Origin of the sequence: Flavobacterium sp. UBA5153 (assembly GCA_002413745.1) — a bacterium.
GTDB lineage: Bacteria > Bacteroidota > Bacteroidia > Flavobacteriales > Flavobacteriaceae > Flavobacterium.
In genome coordinates, this window is the sequence record DHXP01000046.1 from 22,644 (window position 1) to 43,228 (window position 20,585).

The 20,585-nt window shown below is 33.4% G+C and carries 14 protein-coding genes; 9 read left to right on the forward strand and 5 right to left on the reverse strand.

The features are described 5' to 3' along the window. Nucleotides 1-43 precede the first annotated feature (43 nt). From panB to B2145_RS09495, 9 genes are all read left to right on the forward strand, one after another. Entirely contained in the window at nucleotides 44-862 is an 819-nt protein-coding gene (panB, locus tag B2145_RS09455; protein ID WP_291101472.1) for a 3-methyl-2-oxobutanoate hydroxymethyltransferase, read from the forward strand. 64 nt (nucleotides 863-926) lie between these two features. Beyond that, nucleotides 927-1,700: a glycosyltransferase gene (locus B2145_RS09460; RefSeq protein WP_291101475.1), complete on the forward strand. Its 774-nt coding sequence runs from the start codon at nucleotides 927-929 to the stop codon at nucleotides 1,698-1,700. Next, nucleotides 1,701-3,122: an ArnT family glycosyltransferase gene (locus tag B2145_RS09465; protein WP_291101478.1), complete on the forward strand. Its 1,422-nt coding sequence runs from the start codon at nucleotides 1,701-1,703 to the stop codon at nucleotides 3,120-3,122. Nucleotides 3,123-3,139: 17 nt separating this feature from the next. Further along, nucleotides 3,140-3,838, forward strand: coding sequence for an RluA family pseudouridine synthase (locus tag B2145_RS09470; protein ID WP_291101481.1), 699 nt, complete (start codon nucleotides 3,140-3,142; stop codon nucleotides 3,836-3,838). An 87-nt stretch (nucleotides 3,839-3,925) separates the two neighbouring features. After that, entirely contained in the window at nucleotides 3,926-5,269 is a 1,344-nt protein-coding gene (locus B2145_RS09475) for a hypothetical protein (RefSeq protein WP_291101484.1), read from the forward strand. Nucleotides 5,270-5,332: 63 nt separating this feature from the next. After that, nucleotides 5,333-6,661: an aldehyde dehydrogenase gene (locus tag B2145_RS09480; protein ID WP_291101487.1), complete on the forward strand. Its 1,329-nt coding sequence runs from the start codon at nucleotides 5,333-5,335 to the stop codon at nucleotides 6,659-6,661. Continuing rightward, nucleotides 6,652-7,389 carry a nitroreductase family protein gene (locus tag B2145_RS09485; protein WP_291101490.1) on the forward strand — a complete coding sequence of 246 codons (738 nt, stop codon included), beginning with the start codon at nucleotides 6,652-6,654 and terminating at the stop codon, nucleotides 7,387-7,389. The genes B2145_RS09480 and B2145_RS09485 overlap by 10 nt, the downstream gene beginning before the upstream one ends. Before the next feature lie 29 nt (nucleotides 7,390-7,418). Next, nucleotides 7,419-8,201 carry a hypothetical protein gene (locus B2145_RS09490; protein ID WP_291101493.1) on the forward strand — a complete coding sequence of 261 codons (783 nt, stop codon included), beginning with the start codon at nucleotides 7,419-7,421 and terminating at the stop codon, nucleotides 8,199-8,201. Between the two features lie 761 nt (nucleotides 8,202-8,962). Then, on the forward strand, nucleotides 8,963-12,379 hold the full coding sequence (locus tag B2145_RS09495; protein WP_291101496.1) for a PAS domain S-box protein: 3,417 nt from the start codon (nucleotides 8,963-8,965) through the stop codon (nucleotides 12,377-12,379). A gap of 2 nt (nucleotides 12,380-12,381) precedes the next feature. On the opposite strand, the gene cmk is transcribed toward B2145_RS09495, so the two are convergent. The 5 genes from cmk to B2145_RS09520 form a co-directional block, all read right to left on the reverse strand. After that, nucleotides 12,382-13,062, reverse strand: a complete 681-nt coding sequence (cmk, locus tag B2145_RS09500) for a (d)CMP kinase (RefSeq protein WP_291101499.1) — start codon at nucleotides 13,060-13,062, stop codon at nucleotides 12,382-12,384. A 65-nt stretch (nucleotides 13,063-13,127) separates the two neighbouring features. Next, on the reverse strand, nucleotides 13,128-14,150 hold the full coding sequence (porQ, locus tag B2145_RS09505) for a type IX secretion system protein PorQ (protein ID WP_291101502.1): 1,023 nt from the start codon (nucleotides 14,148-14,150) through the stop codon (nucleotides 13,128-13,130). 166 nt (nucleotides 14,151-14,316) lie between these two features. Next, nucleotides 14,317-16,767, reverse strand: coding sequence for an endopeptidase La (gene lon, locus B2145_RS09510; RefSeq protein WP_291101504.1), 2,451 nt, complete (start codon nucleotides 16,765-16,767; stop codon nucleotides 14,317-14,319). A 314-nt stretch (nucleotides 16,768-17,081) separates the two neighbouring features. Then, a complete protein-coding gene (locus tag B2145_RS09515; RefSeq protein WP_291101506.1) occupies nucleotides 17,082-18,389 on the reverse strand; it encodes an MFS transporter in 1,308 nt (435 codons plus the stop codon). Between the two features lie 232 nt (nucleotides 18,390-18,621). Next, on the reverse strand, nucleotides 18,622-20,550 hold the full coding sequence (locus tag B2145_RS09520) for an amino acid permease (protein WP_291101509.1): 1,929 nt from the start codon (nucleotides 20,548-20,550) through the stop codon (nucleotides 18,622-18,624). Nucleotides 20,551-20,585: the final 35 nt, after the last annotated feature.

Below are 20,585 nucleotides of genomic sequence, written 5' to 3' on the forward strand. Positions count from 1 at the left end.
TTTTACACTTTTATTCCTAAATCTTAATTCCTAAATATATAGAATGTCTGCATCAAAAAAAGATTATAAAAGAATTACCACAAAGTCATTAAGCGAAATGAAAGCCGACGGAGAAAAAATTTCCATGCTTACTGCTTATGATTATACCATGGCAAAAATCGTTGATATAGCTGGTGTTGATGTGATATTAGTTGGAGATTCGGCTTCGAATGTTATAGCTGGACATGAAACGACTTTGCCCATTACTTTAGATCAGATGATTTATCATGCCTCATCAGTAGTAAGAGCAGTTGAAAGAGCGCTTGTTGTGGTTGATTTGCCTTTTGGAAGTTACCAGTCTGACCCAAAAGAAGCGTTACGTTCTGCCATAAGAATTATGAAGGAAAGTGGTGGACACGCCGTGAAATTGGAAGGAGGAAGTGAAGTTAAAGAGTCAATTAAAAGAATATTGAATGCCGGAATTCCCGTTATGGGACATTTGGGTTTGACCCCACAATCTATTTATAAATTCGGAACATACACCGTTCGTGCCAAAGAAGAAGAAGAAGCCAAAAAATTAATGGAAGACGCCAAGCTTTTAGAAAAATTGGGTTGCTTTGCAATAGTTATCGAAAAAATTCCTGCACATTTAGCCGAAAAAGTGGCCCAAAGTATTTCTATTCCCGTAATAGGGATTGGAGCTGGTGGTGGCGTTGATGGTCAAGTTTTGGTCATTCACGATATGCTGGGAATGAATAATGAGTTTAGTCCACGATTTTTGCGTCGCTATATGAATTTGTATGAAGGGATGACAACTGCCATCAGCCAATATGTTGCTGACGTAAAATCAAGTGACTTTCCAAATGAGAAAGAACAGTATTAACTTTTAATTAAAGTTAAAATGTAATTTTAACTGTATTTTTGACAAAAAATAAAACAATAGTTATATGTTACCAATACCTAATACCACCATTATTATACCTTGTTATAATGAAGAAAAAGGTATTTCAAATAGTGAATATTCCAATTTTTTGGAAAATAATCCAGAGGCATTTATTTGTTTTGTAAATGATGGTTCCACAGATAATACCTTGGAAATTCTAAATGTTTTAAAGTCAAAACACGAAACTCAAATTCACATTCTTTCTTTGGAAAAAAATTCGGGCAAAGCTGAAGCCGTTAGAGTGGGAATAAATTATTGCAACATAAACTTCAAACACCAATACATTGGTTATCTCGATGCTGATTTAGCAACGACATTAGAAGAATTTATTGAACTCCGGAATCATTTGCAAGGGGAAATAATCTTTAGTTTTGGTTCACGAATCAGGAAAATTGGTTCTACGATTGAACGTGAAAACAGTCGGTTTTTGATAGGAAGAGTCGTGGCCACTTTTATTTCTAACATACTTGACATCAAAGTTTATGACACGCAATGCGGCAGTAAACTTTTTACAAAAGAGATCTCGGAGGAGTTGTTCCAAAAAGAATTCATATCAAAATGGTTGTTTGACGTGGAAATATTTTACAGGATGATTCATATTTTCGGGAAGGAAAAAGCCATAAAAAAAATGCACGAAGTTCCACTGAAATTATGGATCGAAAAGGGAGATTCTAAAGTAAAAGCAACCTATTTTTTTAAGCTTTGGCTTGATTTATTTGAAATTAGCCGAAAATATAAAAAAATAGCAAAGAATAAATCTAACCCAAACTTACAGTAAATGATTTCAAAAAAATTGAAAAACAACTCCTATATTCTATACATTTCCGTAATACTTATCGCATTTTTTAGATTGTTGTTGACAGCAACAATTCCTTTATTGGATAAAACTGAGGCAAGATATGCCGAAATTGCAAGAATTATGCAAGAAACAAACCAATGGATTGTTTTACAAATAGATTATGGAATTCCATTTTGGGCAAAACCACCCTTATCCACTTGGCTATCTGCAGGAAGTTTTGCTGTTTTTGGAGTAAATGAATTTGCCGCAAGATTCCCTTCTTTTTTATTAAGCATTCTATTAATAATTATTACAGGAAAAATTGCGAAAAAGAGCGGGATTTCTTTTTATTTGCCAGGTTTTATTTTATTGACCATGCCTGAATTCTTAATCCATACAGGCGTTGTTTCAACAGATACAACTCTGGAATTTTGTGTTGCGATAATGATGATTTCCTTTTGGCAAACTATGAAAAGTGAGAGAAAAACCTATTGGAATTATGTGTTTTTTGTTGCGTTAGGATTTGGATTATTGGCAAAAGGGCCATTAATAATTGTACTTACTTTTCCACCACTTTTTTTATGGTGTTGTTTGGATATCAAAAGATTTCGGGAACTGTTTTCTAAATTTTCGATAATCATCGGAATTCTTATAACAGCAATAATTGCCATTCCTTGGTATTATTTTGCAGAGCAAGAAACACCCGGTTTTCTCGATTATTTCATAGTGGGAGAACACTACAAACGCTTTGTAGAACCTGGCTGGAAAGGCGATTTATACGGCAGTGGTCACTCTCAACCAAAAGGAATGATCTGGGCTTTTATGCTCGTTTTTGGACTTCCGTGGATGCAAATTGTGTTGTATAAATTATGGAAAACAAGAAAAACAATATTCAAAAATAGCTGGGTTTCATTCTTGGTTTTATGGATGCTCTGGACTCCCCTATTTTTCACGCTTTCTAAAAATATTCTGCATACTTATATGCTTCCAGTAGCAATCCCAATAATGTTTTTAATCGTTTATTGGTGGGAAGATTTTACAAAAAAGAAACTGATAATTCGCATTGCACTGATTTTTCCAGCTATAGTATTTATTGCTTATTTTGCATTATTTGCCACGGGAAAATTAGATTATTATATGAATTCCGATAAGTATCTTTTGGAAAATCTAAATGCCAAAAACGAAAAAAAACAAATACCGTTGTATTATTGGAAAGAAAAAAATTATTCGGGGCAATTTTATACGAATGGCAAAGCCAAAGTTCTAAAATCCGAAGTGGAATTGGATTCCATTTTAAGTTTGAACAAAAAGATATTTTTCGTAATTCCAACGAAAAACGAACAAGAAATCCCCAAAAAATATTTCGAAAAAATGAATTTGGCGGAAAGCAATTATAAAACCTCCATTTTTGTAACCAAATAAAGAAGCAACAATAGTTGATGAAAATACTATCTGACAAGAATAACTTACAAATCCTGCTCGAAGACAATCATATTATCGTGGTTAACAAGCGTGTGGGAGATATTGTGCAAGGCGACAAAACGGGTGATAAACCACTATCCGATGTTGTGAAAGAATACATCAAAGACAAATACAACAAGCCCGGAGATGTTTTTCTGGGAGTCGTGCATAGATTGGACAGGCCAACAACCGGAATAGTAGTTTTTGCCAGAACCAGTAAAGCATTAGTGCGGTTGAATGAATTGTTCAAAAATAGGGAAACCCAAAAAACCTATTGGGCAATCGTAAAAAACAAGCCTTTAAAATCCGAAGACAAACTCGTTCATTTTATGAAAAGAAACGAGAAAAACAATACTTCAAAAGCACATAGTAAGGAAGTTACCGATAGTAAAATTGCCAGTTTAGATTATAAAATTATCAAAGAACTCAACAACTATTTTGCCTTGGAAATCAATCTTCATACAGGAAGACATCACCAAATTAGAGCGCAACTTTCGGCTATCGGGTCACCCATAAAAGGCGATTTGAAATACGGTTTCGATCGCAGTAATCTCGATGGAGGCATTCATCTTCATGCCAGAAAATTAGTCTTCATACATCCCGTTTCCAAAGAAAATATCATAATTGTCGCCCCAGTTCCAAATGATGTGATTTGGAATACATTGAGTGAAATATAATTAAAATTTGTTTAAATAATAACAATTCCCTTTATAATAAATTGACATATTTAATTACATTTGGAACATCAAAAAAAACCTACTATTATGAAAAACATCGTGCTTATTTTTTGTTCCTTATTTTTTATTCAAACCTTTGCACAAGATCATTATTCTGGAATAAGTACTTCCACCCGTGTCGGGATTATAAATGTCGGAATGAATCCATCGGAATTATCAAATTTAAACAGCAAATTTGAAGTACAACTGCTTTCTGCAAGTCTTAATGTATCCAATAATAAAGTTGGTTTTAAAGATATCGTAAATGGAAATAATTTAGAAAACTTGATTTTTAAGGGGGACGGTGCGGTAAATTTTAATGTTGATGCGGAATTTTACGGATTGGGAGCCGCAATAAAATTATTAGACTGGGGATTTGCGGTAACTTCAAAAGGTCATGTTAAAGCAACCATTGTTGATGTTGATCCAAATCTTGGTAAAGCTTTCACAAACAGTCTATTAAATTCTTTCGGTGGGTCAAGTATAATTTCCAATACTAACAACCAACGGATAAATACTACAGCTTGGGGTGAAATTGGTTTCTCAGTTGCCCACAAAATTTATGAAAATGAAAAAAGCAAACTTAGTGGTGGCCTAACATTAAAACTTTTGTTTCCGGGTTCTTATGCTAACATTGGCGCTGGAAATTTTCAGGGAAAAATTACCACAAATGCCCTTGGAAATTCAGAACTTACCGATGCCAATGCCAATTTGAATATTGCTTATACGGGTAGTCTGGCCAATAGCTTTAATAACACCAGTGATTATACACAATCTCTTTTTGGTAGTTTAAACGGAATGGCTGCAGACATTGGTTTTGACTATCAATTGAAAGGTTCTGGAAAATCATATCAATTGAAGGTGGGTGCTGCCCTAAAAAACATGGGAAGTATGACTTTCAAATCAAATGATAATTATTCAAAAGATTATAAATTACAAATACAAGGTACGCAAAGTTTAAATTTAAATCAATTTCAAAATGCCAATGGTGTAAAAGACATCGAAAATATCCTTTTGAACAGTGGTTATGTAACCCTTGTCGATGATAAAAAAGATTTCAAGGTAAAACTTCCAACGGTTTTAAATCTTTATGCCGATTTAAAAGTAATTCCAAAATTGAATGTTACGCTATTTTTGCAACAAAAAATGAACAATAATAATAAAAATAGCCAAATCACCTCCCAAAATATTTTTTCAGTTACACCAAGAGTCTCTTTAGGTTTTTTTGAAGCATATATGCCAATCGCTTTTAATGAAATTTCAGGAACAACTGGTGGTTTAGGATTTAGATTAAGCGGATTTTTCCTTGGATCAAACTCAATAATAACGGCGCTAACAAGTAATAGTAAACAAGCCGATATTTACATGGGATATCGATTTGGGTTTCTATAATTTAGACTGATTTATCCCGTTTCCAAAATAACTTTCAATAGCTAAAAGACACCATTTTGAATTATGGAAAACAAAACCAACATCAACTTCAGAAAAGAAACCTTGACAAAGTTGTTGAATGCCATTATCATTCATGAAAACGAAATTATTCAAGCTTTATACGACGATTTCAAAAAACCTGCTTTTGAAGCAGTGCTCACGGAAACCAGTTATGTTATTTTGGAATTAAAAGATACCATAAAGAATTTAAAACGTTGGTCCAAACCAAAAAGAGTATTTCCATCAATACTCAATTTTCCCTCCAAAGATTATATCTATAAAGAACCTTATGGAAAAGTATTAGTAATTGCTCCTTGGAATTATCCTTTCCAATTGGCACTTTGTCCTTTGATTTCGGCCTTTGCTGCAGGAAATCAAGTCGTGGTGAAACCGTCGGAACTCACACCAAAAACCTCCGAAATTATTGCTAAAATAATTCGTAAAATATTCGATAAAAACCATGTTGAAGTTATTGAAGGCGGGATTGAAGTTTCACAACAATTACTTTCTAAGCGCTGGGATTACATCTTTTTTACGGGAAGTGTCGCCGTGGGCAAAATTGTGGCAAAAGCAGCCGCAGAAAATCTGACTCCAGTGACACTTGAGCTTGGCGGAAAAAATCCTTGTATAATTGACGAAACTGCCAATTTAAAACTCGCAGCCAAAAGAATCGTCTGGGGGAAATTCATTAATGCAGGACAAACTTGTATTGCACCCGATTATATCTTGGTTCAAAAGGATATGAAAAGCCATTTCGTAACTTATTTAAAGGACGAAATTACCAAAGCTTATGGCGCCAATCCTTCACTATCGCCTGATTTTGCAAGGATTATCAATACAAAAAATTGGCAACGCCTGGTTGACATGATTGAGCCAGACAAAGTGATTTTTGGGGGACAAACCGATGCAACAACTTGCTATATCGCCCCTACTCTCATTGAGGAAACTTCATTGGAAAGTCAAATTATGGCAGCCGAGATATTTGGACCGATATTACCTATTCTTACTTATGAAAATGATGCAGAAATTGATACTGTGATCTCCAAATACGAAAAACCATTGGCATTATACCTCTTTACCGAAAACCACGCCTTTTCAAAAAAAATAATTCAAGACTATTCTTTTGGTGGAGGTTGCATCAATGATACTGTGGTTCATTTTTCCAATAAGAGATTGCCTTTTGGAGGTGTAGGTCATAGCGGCATTGGTGCTTATCATGGAAGCCTGAGTTTTGACATTTTTTCGCACAAAAAAGGAATCGTAAAAAAAGCAAATTGGTTAGATTTACCAATGCGTTACGCACCTTATAAAGACAAGTTAACATCAATTAAAAAAATATTGAAATGGTTGTAACCAATGAAAAAACGGTAAGTGCTGCCATACAATATCGACGTTCCGTTCGGGTTTTTAAGAATGAACCCATTGATGACCAAAAAATAAAAGAATGTATCAAATTGGCAACTCTGGCCGCCACAAGCAGTAATATGCAACTCTGGGAGTTTTACCACATCGTTTCTCCTGAAATTCTACAGCAATTCACAACGGCAAGTTTTGACCAAAATGCGGCAAAAACGGCACAACAAATGGTTGTTGTTGTGGTCAGAAAAGATTTGTGGAAAAAAAGAGCGCAATCGAATATTGCTTTTTTAAAATCACAATATGGAAATAAACCAGCATCCGAATATTCAAAAAGGGAAAAGTTTGCGATGAATTATTACCAAAAAATTGTGCCAAGCCTTTACTTTGATTTTTTGGGGATTCTAGGAATGATAAAGTTTCTGGCGTTTCAAATCATTGGAATTTTTAGACCCATTTATAGACAAGCAAGGCAAAGTGACATGCGTGTTGTAGCGCATAAAAGTGCCGGACTTGCCGCACAAAACTTTATGATAAGTATGGCGGCCATAAACTATGACACCTGCCCAATGGAAGGTTTTGACTCGTTAAGAGTCAAGAAAATACTAAATTTGCCGTCTTCATCCGAAATAAATATGGTAATAGCTTGCGGTCTCCGAGAGGAACATGGTGTTTACGGAGAACGTTTCAGAATCCCTTTTGAAGAAGTATATTATAAAATATAACATTTTTACAATCAACAAATAACTAAAATATGAAGCTCATAAAAGACAAAATAGAAGAAATAAAAACCAATGGATACCCTCTTGATTTTGGAATTGTTTTCGAACATACATTCGAAAATTATAAAAAAATAGCCCTGTATGCCGGATTAATGCTTTTGGTTTTTACAATTCTTTTTGGAGTACTGATTGCAGGGGTGGCAGTTTCTATTTTTGGTGTTGACACCGTGACCGAAAGTTTAAAACCCGAGAATTTAAAACCCGAGAATTTTTCGGAAAATTTTCTGTTAATTTATTCAGTTAGTCTAATTTTATTTACCTGTTTGATGAGCCCTTTTCAGGCAGGATTTCTAAAAATGGCAGATTGCGGAGAAAAAGGAGAAGAATTTCATGTTTCAACAATGTTCGAATATTACAAAGCTCCTTATTTTAAGGAAATTTTTGTCTCAACTTTCTTAATTACATTAGCTAGTTCAGGATTTTCCCTTCTACTTGATTTTTCAGGAATCAAAATGATTGGTTCGTTGATTGCCCTGTTAATATCATTTTTAACTTTTTTGACAATTCCACTTATTGTTTTTGGAAAATTGAAAGCTGTTGATGCCATTAAATCAAGTATTACAATTGTTACAAAACAACCGTTATTATTGTTTGGATTAGTATTTGTGGCCGGTGTTGCGTCGATGACGGGTTTAATCGGATTTATTATTGGGATATTTTTCACAATTCCATTTATATATTCAATGAATTATTGTATTTATAGTACAATTATTGGATTTGAATCTGAAAGCGAATCAGAGAAAACAGCTACTTAATTTTAGTGATTTTTCTGACAATAATAACTAATTTTTTTATTTGTCATTATTACAAAAAAAAACTTATTTTTATAAACTTAAGATGCGACCCCAAATCTAATCTTATACCTAACCAAAAAGTTCTACATAACATGTCGTATAATCTTTTATTAACAATTATTTCGAGCCTAAAAGATTTTTTTTCTATTCCTGACATTATGTTTATCGATAGTTCTATTTCGATAGATCAATTGATTATCAGTAATCATTTATTTGGAATTGTAGTTCCATTTTTAATTTTATTTGTTTTTTTATTGATTTACAAATTTTTAAAAATTAAATCTGCACTAAATAATCAATACGCAGAAGACTACCCCAAAAAGGAATCGAAAAATGAAGAATACCAACTCTATTTCTTGTTTTTAGGAATTTTAGTTCCTCTTATAGAAATTACTTTCGAAATTTTCAATGTGAGACCTAAAAGTTTATTAATCATAAATTGCAGTTTAGGTGCTTTTTTCTTGATAATTTATTTTGTCAGCAAAAAATCATCCTATGTATTTCGGAACATACAGCATATTTTTAAGGTAGTTTTTATAATCTCTTTTTGTTCAATCTCCAGAAATATAATATTTAATTCATTTGATATACTACCCCTTATAGCCTTTGTAATATCCTTTTTCTTTTCCTATGATGTTCTAAAACCAATAAAATTGTATTGGTTTTTTGTCATATCCGTTTTTGTCTTCCTATTCATCCTTTTTGCTTTTGAAATAATATCATTGGAATCAACCGATATTTTATTTAACTACACTTTAATAGTTCTGATAATAAATTATGTAAGACACGTATCTTTATTAAATATTAAAGACAAATTCCGTTTTACCAATGAAATTGTAAATAAAGGAAACTCACTTATAATCGCAACAAATAAGATGGGTGAAATTTCTTTTTGTAGTGAAACGATAACCTCAATTTTAGGATATTCCGTAGAAGAAGTTATGGGATTAGGATTTTGGAAACTTACCGAAGATCCGGAATTTTTTAAAGAAAAATATTATGAAAATAATATTGACGAGAGTTTATATATCAGAAAATTAAAATGTAAAAATGGCGAATACAAATACATCCAATGGAAAGATAAAAAACACTCCGAAAATCTAATTATTGGGGTAGGAAATGATATAACTAAAGAAATTAACATTCAAAATCAATATGAAAAATTGATTCAAAATTCAATTGACATTATTTTTGAAGTAGATGATAATTTCAATTTTACATTTATTAATACTTTCACAATCAATATTTTAGGTTATAATGAAAATGAAATTATTAACCGAAATTATTCGGAATTCTTACGAAAAGATTCCATCAATAACATAATGGGGTTTTATCATATTTTGCTAAAAAACAAAGATGATTTCCCAACTATTGAATTTCCGTTAATGAAAAAGAACGGAGAAGAACTGTGGGTTTCCCAAAAAGTAATTATCCGCAGGAATGATTCAGGTAAAATTATTGGTTACTCCGGAATTGCCAGAGATATTACCAATTTAAAAAACATAGAAGCTAAAAATCAAAAACGCCAAGAAAAAATAGAACAGTATAATACAACCATTAAAATTTTATCTACGACAAATTTCAGGAGTTATAAAAATTTTAATGAAGTAATCGAAACAATTATAGTAGCTGCCGCAAAATCTTCTGGCTGTAACCGGGTCAGTTTTTGGAAATATACCGATGATACCATTACTCGTAAAAAATTATATAAACTAGACACCAATGAATATGGAGAAAAAGTGGTTTTAAAAAGAGAGGAATTTCCAGTATATTTTGAATCAATAAAGACCAAAATTCAAATTTGCGCTCCAGATGTTTTCAACAAATGGGAACTCTCTGAATTCAAAGAAAGCTATTTTAGAAGAAAAAACATTACGTCGGTTCTTGACATTCCTGTTTTTTCCAATGGAGATTTAGTTGGAACCATTAGTTTTGAGACTACAAAAGTTCAAAGAAATTGGGACGATGAAGACATCAGTTTTGCCCGAACAATATCAGATATAATTTCTTTAGCCATAACATCACAAAGGCGGCATGAAGCAGAGAAAAAACTGAGATACAAGAGCAAACTGTTATCTGCAATGGCATTGTGTACCGAAAAATTCGTATCGAGTAAAAACATCAATGAAATGTTTATCGAGACCTATGAAATAATGGGAAAAGCAACAAAATCAGACCATCTTTTTTATTATGAGTTAGATTTTAAAACTAATTTATTCAGCCAAAAATTCAAATGGGCAAAGGAAGGCATTCCTTTGCAAATTACTGAGTTACGAAAGTTTACTTATGAAAATCTAAAAGAAGTCATAACTCAGGCAAAAAACAAAAAACATTTCAAATCCGTTACCCGCCAACTCAAAGATTCTTTTTTTAAAGAATTATTATTGGCCAACAAAATTCAAACGATACTCATTTTACCGATATACATTGAAAATGAATTTTCAGGTTTTATAGGTTTTGATAATTGTGACAAGGAAAAAAAATGGAAGGAAGATGAAATCAATATTCTTCAGACACTTGCCAATAATATTTCTTCAGCATTGGAAAGAAATAGAAATGAAACCATACTATTTGAAAGCCAGGAAAAGTTTCGCTTATTAGCCGATAATATTCCAGGTACTGTATATTTATCTAATATTGACGAGAAATGGAGCAAGATTTATATTAATGATGAAATAGAAAACTTAACAGGTTATAATAAATCTGAATTTCTTGAAAACAAAATTAATTTCATTGATTTAGTTCATCCTGATGACATGGAATATGCCCTAAATGCATCAAAAAAATTAATCGAAGAAAACACCAAGATCCAAATAATTTATAGAATCATCCATAAAAACGGTCATTCTGTATGGGTTGAAGAATTTGGAGATGCCATTAAAAAAGATGATAAAGTTGGTTATATTGGAGGGATATTTTTTGATATAACAAATAAAAAAGAAGCCGAGGATGCCATAAAAGCAAAACAATTAGCTGAAGCTGCCAATAAGGCAAAATCAGAATTCCTTGCCAATATGAGCCATGAAATCAGGACGCCGTTAAACGGAATAATTGGTTTTACTGATTTGTTAATGAAAACCAATCTTGAAAATATTCAAGAAAAATATATGATTACCGTAAACCAATCCGCTCATTCCTTGTTAAACATAATAAATGACATTCTTGATTTTTCAAAAATTGAAGCGGGAAAACTAGATTTATTTATCGAAAAATTCGAAATTAGGGAAATTTTGAGTCAAATAAATGATTTAATATTTTACGAATCCAATCAAAAAAAGCTTCTTTTAGAACTAAATATCTCTCCGGAAGTTCCAATATACTTTTGGGTAGATATTGTTCGTTTAAAACAGATTCTGATCAATCTTTTGTCTAATGCCGTAAAATTCACAGAGAAAGGCTCCGTTAAATTAAACGTTTCAGTACTTGAAAAAACAAATGGTTCCAGAACCATTATCCGTTTTGCAGTGATAGATTCAGGCATTGGAATACTCGAAGAAAACCAGAAGAAAATTTTCAGGGCTTTTTCCCAAGAAGACAACTCAACAACCCGGAAATATGGAGGAACAGGATTAGGTCTAACTATTTCGAATCAATTATTAGGTTTAATGGACAGCCATTTGCAACTTGAAAGTAAAATAGAATTGGGCAGCACTTTTTATTTTGATATAGATTTAAATACCAGTAATGAAGAGGCAAACGAAAGCCAAATGCATAGTCCTGACGATAATGATAATGACGTTATTTTTAAAACAAATGACCATAACTCCAAACAACTTAAAGTAATGATTGTTGAAGACAATAAAATCAACATGTTATTATTGAATACAATTGTTAAAAAAGTGTTTTTAAATGCGGTTGTTTTTGAAATTTTAAACGGTCAAGAAGCTTTTGTACAATTTGAAACCATAAATCCAGATATTATTTTCATGGACATCCAGATGCCGATAATGAACGGTTGGGAAGCAACAAAGGCCATACGGAATCTGGAAACAGGCAAGAACGTTCCAATAATTGCCGTGACCGCGGGAACGGATAAAGAGGAAAAAGATAAATGTATAGAAGCGGGAATGAATGATTATATCTCAAAACCCATTAAAAAAGGAGTTATTGAAGAAACAATGATCAAATGGATAAACTAAATTTATACCTTGATTAATTTTAAAACTTTTTCAAATTGTTCTTGTTTCGAAATAGTCGAATTGTCCAATTCTATTGCATCTTTAGCCTTTACCAATGGAGAATCATCTCGGTGCGTATCGATATAATCACGTTCTTCAATGTTTTTTAAAACAGCTTCAAAACTAACTTTATCCCCTTTTTGAATAAGTTCCTCATAACGTCTTTGTGCTCGCGTTTTTGCACTTGCCGTCATAAATATCTTGAGTTCGGCATCGGGAAAAACCACGGTTCCTATATCCCTGCCGTCCATCACAATTCCTTTGTTTTTGCCCATTTCTTTTTGCTGCTCTACCAGTTTTGAACGCACTTCTGGTATTTCGGCCACTTTACTTACATAATTAGAAACTTCAATGGTACGAATTTCCTTTTCTACATTAACTTCATTCAAATACATTTCTGAAAAACCCAAATCTGGATTGAATTTGAATACTAATTTTATAAAAGGCAAACTGTCTATAAGTGATTGTTTGTCAAAAAAATCTTCACCAATGTATCCCTTTTGCATTGCAAACAAAGTAACTGCACGATACATTGCTCCCGTATCTACATATGCATATCCTAAATGTTTCGCCAATTCTTTGGCCAATGTGCTTTTTCCGGTCGATGAAAATCCGTCTATCGCAATGGTAATTTTTTTGTTCAAAGTCTAAAATTTAAAGTTCCGAAAATCTATTGTACTAACTCTTTCATCTGTTACCCAAAAACAAATCATTCCTGAAAGTTAATGGTTAAACCAAATAAACTTGTATTTCCTGCCAATGTATATCTTGAATAGGAATAATTGAATTTTAATTTATTGAATTTTAATCCAAATCCTGCCGAAATTCCTGAGAAATTACGTTGTTCCAAAATTCGCAATTCTTCTGCTCTTCTAAAATTATATCCCAATCTAAGATTGAACGATTTTTTTGGAAAAAGTTCCACTCCAAAAATTACGTGACGCAAAGCATTATTCATCACTGATATTTTTTCTTCAGTTTTATTTCCATCAAGTGTTGTTTGAACTTGAGCAGGATTAGAAAAAGAAATATTCCACTGCTGCAAATTATCAAAAGTAAGGTGCCAGCGAATGGGCACATTTTCTAACTCCTGCGAAACTCCTGCCATAATTTCCAATGGTAATTTTTCATTTGTGCCTGAATAAGTTGTAAACTGTGTTCCTATATTTCGTATCACCAAACCCCAATTGACGTCGTTTTTTTCGTCTATAAAAATTGCTCCAATATCGATAGCTCCACCAACAGAATTATAACTTTCCAGAGTCGAAGAAATCAATTTTGCATTGGCACCTATAAATAGATTTGAATTGGGAACATTGTATGCATATCCAAATGAAAGGGCGATTTCACTACCTGTAAATTGGGTTGTGGGTTGACCATTTTCATCATAACCTTCAAATTTACCATAATTCACATAATTAATTCCTGCTTGAAAAGTTTGTAAATGACTATCAAACGTATAAGCATAAGAGGCTGTTCCGTAGGTAACGCCTCCAAAATAGCTTCCATAATTTAGGGCCAAATGATTGTCCATTTCAGTATTTATTGCCGCAGGATTAAAAAGTGCCTGATTGACGTCGTCATCATAAATCGTAATCGTTTTTCCTCCCAAAGCTGCTTGTCTTGGAGAAGTAACCAAATTTAGAAACTGATAAACATACTTACCCCCTATTTGGCTGTAAGACACAGTGCAACCCAAAAATAAGGTAACTAAGTAAAGTTTTTTGAGCATACTTTAAATTGCTTTTTCTGTATAATAAAAACACAAATGCGAAGATAAAATTATAATGGCATAAATTTTCATTTTCTTTCCGAAGTTTCGGAGCGAATTCTAATGAAATAAAAATTCCATCCCGAAACTTCGGGATGGAATTTTTACTTTCTTGAAAATCTATTGTCTATAATACTTTTGCGTTTTTCACCTTTTGATTGGTGATGGCAATTTTCAATACATCATCCATTTCCTTAACATAATGGAAAGTTAGTCCTTCAATATATTCCGGTTTTATTTCATCGATATCGCTTTTGTTTTCGTGACACAAAATAATTTCCTTAATATTGGCTCTTTTGGCGGCCAAAATCTTTTCTTTTATTCCGCCTACGGGCAATACTTTTCCGCGCAATGTTATTTCACCTGTCATGGCTAATCCTTTCTTCACTCTCTTTTGCGTAAGCACAGAAACCAAAGAAGTCAGCATGGCAATTCCTGCACTTGGTCCGTCTTTTGGTGTTGCTCCTTCAGGAACGTGTAAATGGATATTGTATTTTAACAACATATCTGGATTTAGACCTAAAAGTTCAGCATTGGCTTTAATATATTCCAGTGCTATCGTTGCTGATTCTTTCATTACTGTCCCCAAATTTCCTGTGATGGTCATCGCCCCTTTTCCAGGAGAAATCAAGGATTCTATAAAAAGAATATCTCCACCCACACTTGTCCAAGCTAAACCTGTCACTACTCCCGCTACGTCATTACTCTCGTATTTGTCTCTTTCCAGTCTTGGAACACCAAGAATTTTTACAATATCTTCGTCAGTCACTTTCTTGTTATACTCCTCCTCCATCGCAATTGATTTTGCAGCATTACGAATAACTTGGGCAATTTTTGCTTCCAATCCACGAACGCCAGACTCACGAGTATAGCCTTCAACGATTTTTTCCAATTGTTTTTTTCCAATGGCTAAATCCTTGGTAGTCAAACCATGTTCCTTCAATTGTCTTGGAAACAAGTGCTGACGAGCAATTTCTACCTTTTCTTCAATAGTATAACCCGACATTTTTATAATTTCCATTCTGTCTCTCAATGCAGGTTGAATCTCGGACATATTGTTTGAAGTGGCAATGAACATCACTTTCGATAAATCATAACCCATTTCAAGGAAATTGTCATAAAATGAATTATTTTGTTCCGGGTCTAAAACCTCTAATAATGCCGAAGATGGATCACCCTGATGACTACTTGACAATTTGTCTATTTCATCCAAAACAAAAACAGGATTTGATGTTCCTGCCTTTTTCAAACTTTGAATAATTCTTCCGGGCATTGCACCAATATAGGTTTTTCGATGACCACGAATTTCTGCTTCATCACGCAAACCACCAAGTGATATTCTTACATATTCTCTACCCAAAGCTTCGGCAACTGATTTTCCAATGGATGTTTTACCAACACCCGGAGGTCCAGTCAAACAGATTATTGGTGATTTCATATCATTTCGCAATTTCAAAACTGCCAAATGTTCTATCATTCTTTTCTTCACTTCTTCCAATCCAAAGTGATCTCTGTCCAGAATTTTTTGTGCTCGTTTTAAATCAAAATTATCTTTGGAATATTCGTTCCATGGCAATTCCAAAAACAGATCCAAATAATTTCTTTGAATACCAAAATCAGGCGCTTGCGGATTCATTCTTCGCATTTTAGCCAATTCTTTCTCGAAGTGTGCTTGTGTCTTTTCGTCCCATTTCTTGGTCTTGGCTTTCAAGCTCATTTCGTCCATTTCCTCTTCCTGTGAAGCACCACCCAGTTCTTCTTGGATAGTTTTCATTTGTTGATGAAGGAAATATTCGCGTTGCTGTTGGTCAAGATCAAAACGAACTTTAGATTGAATATCGTTTTTCAATTCGAGTTTTTGCAACTCAACATTCATGTAACGAAGGGTTTCAAGCGCTCTTTCTTTCAAAGCATTAATCGATAATAAATCTTGTTTTTCCTTAACAGATAAATTCATGTTAGATGTGACAAAATTGATTAAAAACGATTGGCTTTCAATATTTTTTATGGCAAATGTGGCTTCAGTAGGAATATTGGGACTTTCCTTTATAATTTGAATGGCTAACTCCTTGATGGAATCAATAATTGCCAAAAATTCTGTGTCGTGTTTTCCCGGTCTTTTCTCGGGAACTTCTTTAATATTAGCCGTAATATAAGGGCTTTCCGAAATTATGGAATCTATTCGAAAACGCTTTTTCCCTTGAAGAATGACAGTTGTATTACCGTCCGGCATTTTTAGAACCCGTAAAATTCGAGCAACGGTTCCTATTTTATGAATATCATTTTTTGTAGGATCTTCAACTTCTTCATTTTTTTGGGCAACCACTCCTATTATTTTTCCTGCTGCATAAGCATCATTAATCAGTTTTATGGATTTATCGCGTCCGGCAGTAATTGGAATTACAACTCCAGGGAATAAAACCATATTTCTCAAAGGCAAAATGGGTAGGGAATCCGGTAATTCTTCGTTATTCATTTCCTCCTCGTCTTCGGGAGTCAATAAAGGTATTAAATCTGCCTCTGAGTCAAATTCTTGAAGTGACAGATTGTCAAGAGTAAGTATTTTATGATTTGACATGTGTTATTTGAGTCTTTTTGTCATTAAAAACATTCATTTATTAAACAAATATAAGGTATCAAAACAATAATTTTAAATAAAATCGATGTATGACACGGTTAACTCGCTTAACATTAAAAATAGACAATCATTATGCCAAAATTTAATCTAAAACGAATTATTCCCCTTAAAAAAGAGGTTTTAAGAATCCAATATTATTTGGAAAAACAATCTTCTTCCATAAATTCAAAAAGATAACTCCTGTTAAAAAAGACACGATAAAATGAATCGTCAGAAGTTATTTTTCATTGGAACCAAAAAAATCGGATAAAAATTTATTCAACAAACTCCGTTTTTTTCATAAAGCTTAACACGATGTAGCCCAGCAAAAAGAAAACAGCGAGAATAAAAATAGAATTCCGCATCGAATTAGTTATTGATCCCACGAAACCAAAAATAAAAGTTCCCAAAACTATGGCAATTTTTTCGGTCACGTCAAAGAAACTAAAGAAAGTGGCATGGTCTTCGGTTTCAGGCAATAATTTTGAATAAGTAGAACGTGACAAAGATTGAATTGCGCCAAGCACCATTCCTATTGCTCCTCCAAGCGAATAGAATTGCAAATCGATATATTTGTTATCTTTATCCAATAAATACGTCGCAAAACATATTAACCCCCAAATGGCAATGGTAAGTTTCAGTGTTTTGATGTTTCCAATTCTTTCGGAAATTCTTGAAAATATATAGGCACCAAAAATAGCCACCAATTGTATCAATAAAATAGTGATTATCAATTGGCTCGTTTCAATTCCCAATTCAATTTTTCCATAAATTCCAGCCAACAAAATAATTGTTTGAACACCAATACTGTAAAGAAAAAATGCAGTTAAAAATTGTTTCAAGGACGTCAATTTTTTTAAACTTTTCAAAACCACTTTTAGTTCCCTTAACCCTTTAAAAATAAAATCTTTTCGGGGTTTTTTATTATAAACATTGTTGGGCAAATAATAAAATGTCACTTGTGCAAAAGCCATCCACCAAATTCCAACGGATAAAAACGAGATCCTTGCGGGCAATGTAGGATCTGAAATTCCATACCATTCGGGTTTCATCACCATAGTCAAGTTAAAAGTCAATAAAATTACAGACCCAAAATAGCCGTACATAAATCCTTTGGCGCTCACTCTATCGTGCTGTTCAGGAAAAGCAATTTCTGGCAAATACGAATTATAAAAAACAATACTAGACCAAAAACCGATACTTGCCAATATAGTAGCCAAGATACCTATCCATAATGTATCCTGATCTTTAAAGAAAAATAAAGTCATCACGGAGATGGACCCCAGATAACAGAAAAACTGCATAAATCGCTTTTTATTCCCCGTATAATCTGCAATCCCAGATAAAATAGGTGATAAAAAAGCAACTATCAAAAACGAAAATGACAAGGAATAGGACAGCAAAGTGGTATTGTGAAATGGAGTTCCCATGAAATTTATCATTCCATTATTCCCGCTGGTCACAGATTCATAATAGATGGGAAAAACCGCCGTGGCAATTACTAACGAATAAACCGAATTTGCCCAATCATAAAATGCCCAAGCATTGATTAATTTAGGACTTCCTTTTGGTAAATTTTCCATTTGTGCAATTTTATTGGTTTCAAATATAGTTAAAAACAATATAATAAAGTTTGTTTTGCTTTCAAGCACCAAAAAAAATCGCCCCAAATCCCACTAATTTTTGCAGATTAATCTGCAAAAATTAGTGGGATTTGGGGCAAATAAATGATTTGTAATTATGTGAAATTTCAATCTGCCAACCAAATCCAATGACTTTTATTTCATTGTGTTTGAATTCAAAACTAAATTCAATTTATGCCTCCAGAATATTCAACTTGCTGTTTTTACGGCTGAAGCCAAAATATATCGAAAGTCCAATAAGCAACCATATCGTGAAATAGATCCAGTTCCAAACGCTCAATTCCGCCATCATATACAAACAGCAAATCAAACCCAATAATGGAATTAAGGATAAATTTTGTCTATTGGACCAAACCGTTAATCCCATTAAAACAATCAGGAAAATCCACATTGGAATTTTATGTTTAAAAAGACTGAAACCGCTTTCGTATTTCAATGAATTATCAATAGGCAATGAATCCACGACCGTTTTGTACTGGACATCGTCCGCTTTAAAACCACTCAAAACTTCTTCTAAATCGTCTGAAACCACTTTTTTATCAGCATAATTATTGGAAATGAAATCGAATACTTCTTTTGATTTTTCTTTATTTAAAGAAGTAACAATAACTTCCGGCGTATTGATTTGTCTCTCATTGGTCAAGAAATCCATTGTTGCTATTTTATTATAACCAAAAGAAAAATACAATCCAACAGCAATCATGAACGGCATAATATATTTAGAATTTACATAAGGAGTTTTGAATTTTCCTCGAGGAATATTGGGTTTGTTTTGCAATACCAAAACTCCGGCACATACCAAAACAAAGGCAAATAAAGTTCCTATGCTGCATAAATCAGTAACCATTGTTAAATTCAAAAACAAAGCCGGAATGGCAACAACAAAACCGGTAACGATTGTTGCATAAGAAGGTGTTTTGTATTTTGGATGTATTGTCGAAAACTTTTTTGGCAATAAACCATCACGGCTCATACTCATCCAAATTCTTGGTTGACCCATTTGAAAAACCAATAAAACACTCGCCATAGCAATAACGGCACTCACCGCAATAATTCCCGACATCCATTTTAGATTTAATTTATCAAATACAAAAGCCAATGGATCTCCCACATTCAACTCATTATATTTAACCATTCCTGTAAGCACCAATGCAATTGCGATGTATAAAATAGTACAAATGATAATAGCCCACATCATTCCTCGTGGCAAATCACGTTGAGGATCTTTGCATTCTTCGGCAGTTGTGGAAATCGCATCAAAACCAATGTATGCAAAAAACACCGCCGAAACTCCTTTCAAAACACCTCCAACACCATTTGGAGCAAAAGGATGCCAATTCGCTGTATCTACATAAAAAACACCGACAGCAATAACTAAAAGTACAATGCATAATTTTACGACAACCATCATATTACTTGCATTTCTGGATTCTTTCATTCCGCGATAAACCAAAGCTGTAATCAATATAATTATCAGTAATGCCGGTAAATCGGCAACAAAATGAAAACCTGCCAAAGTTGGAGAAGTTGTCCAAGCCGTGTAAGAAGCTTGTAAATTGGAACTTAAATTTCCGAAAGATTTTCCTCCCTGCATCAAGGCAGTGGCATCTTTAAATCCATTCGAGGTAGTTAAATAATCCATCTGAACCCATTGGGGCAAGTGAATGCCCATACTATCGAGTAAACCCGTAAAATAATCACTCCACGAAATGGCGACCGTTATATTGCCAATGGCATATTCCATGATCAAGGCCCAGCCAATAATCCAAGCAACTATTTCACCAAAGGCTACATAAGAATACGTGTAAGCACTTCCTGAAACGGGAACCATCGAGGCAAATTCAGCATAAGCAAAAGCGGCAAAACTACAAGCTAAGGCCGTAAACAAGAATAGAAATATTACTGCCGGGCCCCCATCAGAACTGGCTTTACCAATGGTGCTAAAAATACCTGCACCAACGATTGCTGCAATTCCAAAAGCAGTCAAATCACGAGCTGTTAAGTGTTTCCCCAACGCATTGTGTCCATCAGCTTCGTTTTTTGCAACTTGTTTTAAAATATCCTGAACCGTCTTCTTTCTAAATAAACTTGAAAATGCCATATTGTAAATTTTATCTTTAAAATAAATATTCCGTG

Excerpts from the sequence above, each read along its gene's own strand:
- B2145_RS09490 (WP_291101493.1), top strand. The coding sequence starts at position 7,419 with ATGAAGCTCATAAAAGACAAAATAGAAGAAATAAAAACCAATGGATAC.
- lon (WP_291101504.1), bottom strand. The coding sequence starts at position 16,767 with ATGTCAAATCATAAAATACTTACTCTTGACAATCTGTCACTTCAAGAA.
- panB (WP_291101472.1), top strand. The coding sequence starts at position 44 with ATGTCTGCATCAAAAAAAGATTATAAAAGAATTACCACAAAGTCATTA.
- B2145_RS09465 (WP_291101478.1), top strand. The coding sequence starts at position 1,701 with ATGATTTCAAAAAAATTGAAAAACAACTCCTATATTCTATACATTTCC.
- B2145_RS09475 (WP_291101484.1), top strand. The coding sequence starts at position 3,926 with ATGAAAAACATCGTGCTTATTTTTTGTTCCTTATTTTTTATTCAAACC.
- B2145_RS09515 (WP_291101506.1), bottom strand. The coding sequence starts at position 18,389 with ATGGAAAATTTACCAAAAGGAAGTCCTAAATTAATCAATGCTTGGGCA.
- B2145_RS09520 (WP_291101509.1), bottom strand. The coding sequence starts at position 20,550 with ATGGCATTTTCAAGTTTATTTAGAAAGAAGACGGTTCAGGATATTTTA.
- B2145_RS09470 (WP_291101481.1), top strand. The coding sequence starts at position 3,140 with ATGAAAATACTATCTGACAAGAATAACTTACAAATCCTGCTCGAAGAC.
- B2145_RS09485 (WP_291101490.1), top strand. The coding sequence starts at position 6,652 with ATGGTTGTAACCAATGAAAAAACGGTAAGTGCTGCCATACAATATCGA.
- porQ (WP_291101502.1), bottom strand. The coding sequence starts at position 14,150 with ATGCTCAAAAAACTTTACTTAGTTACCTTATTTTTGGGTTGCACTGTG.
- B2145_RS09460 (WP_291101475.1), top strand. The coding sequence starts at position 927 with ATGTTACCAATACCTAATACCACCATTATTATACCTTGTTATAATGAA.
- B2145_RS09480 (WP_291101487.1), top strand. The coding sequence starts at position 5,333 with ATGGAAAACAAAACCAACATCAACTTCAGAAAAGAAACCTTGACAAAG.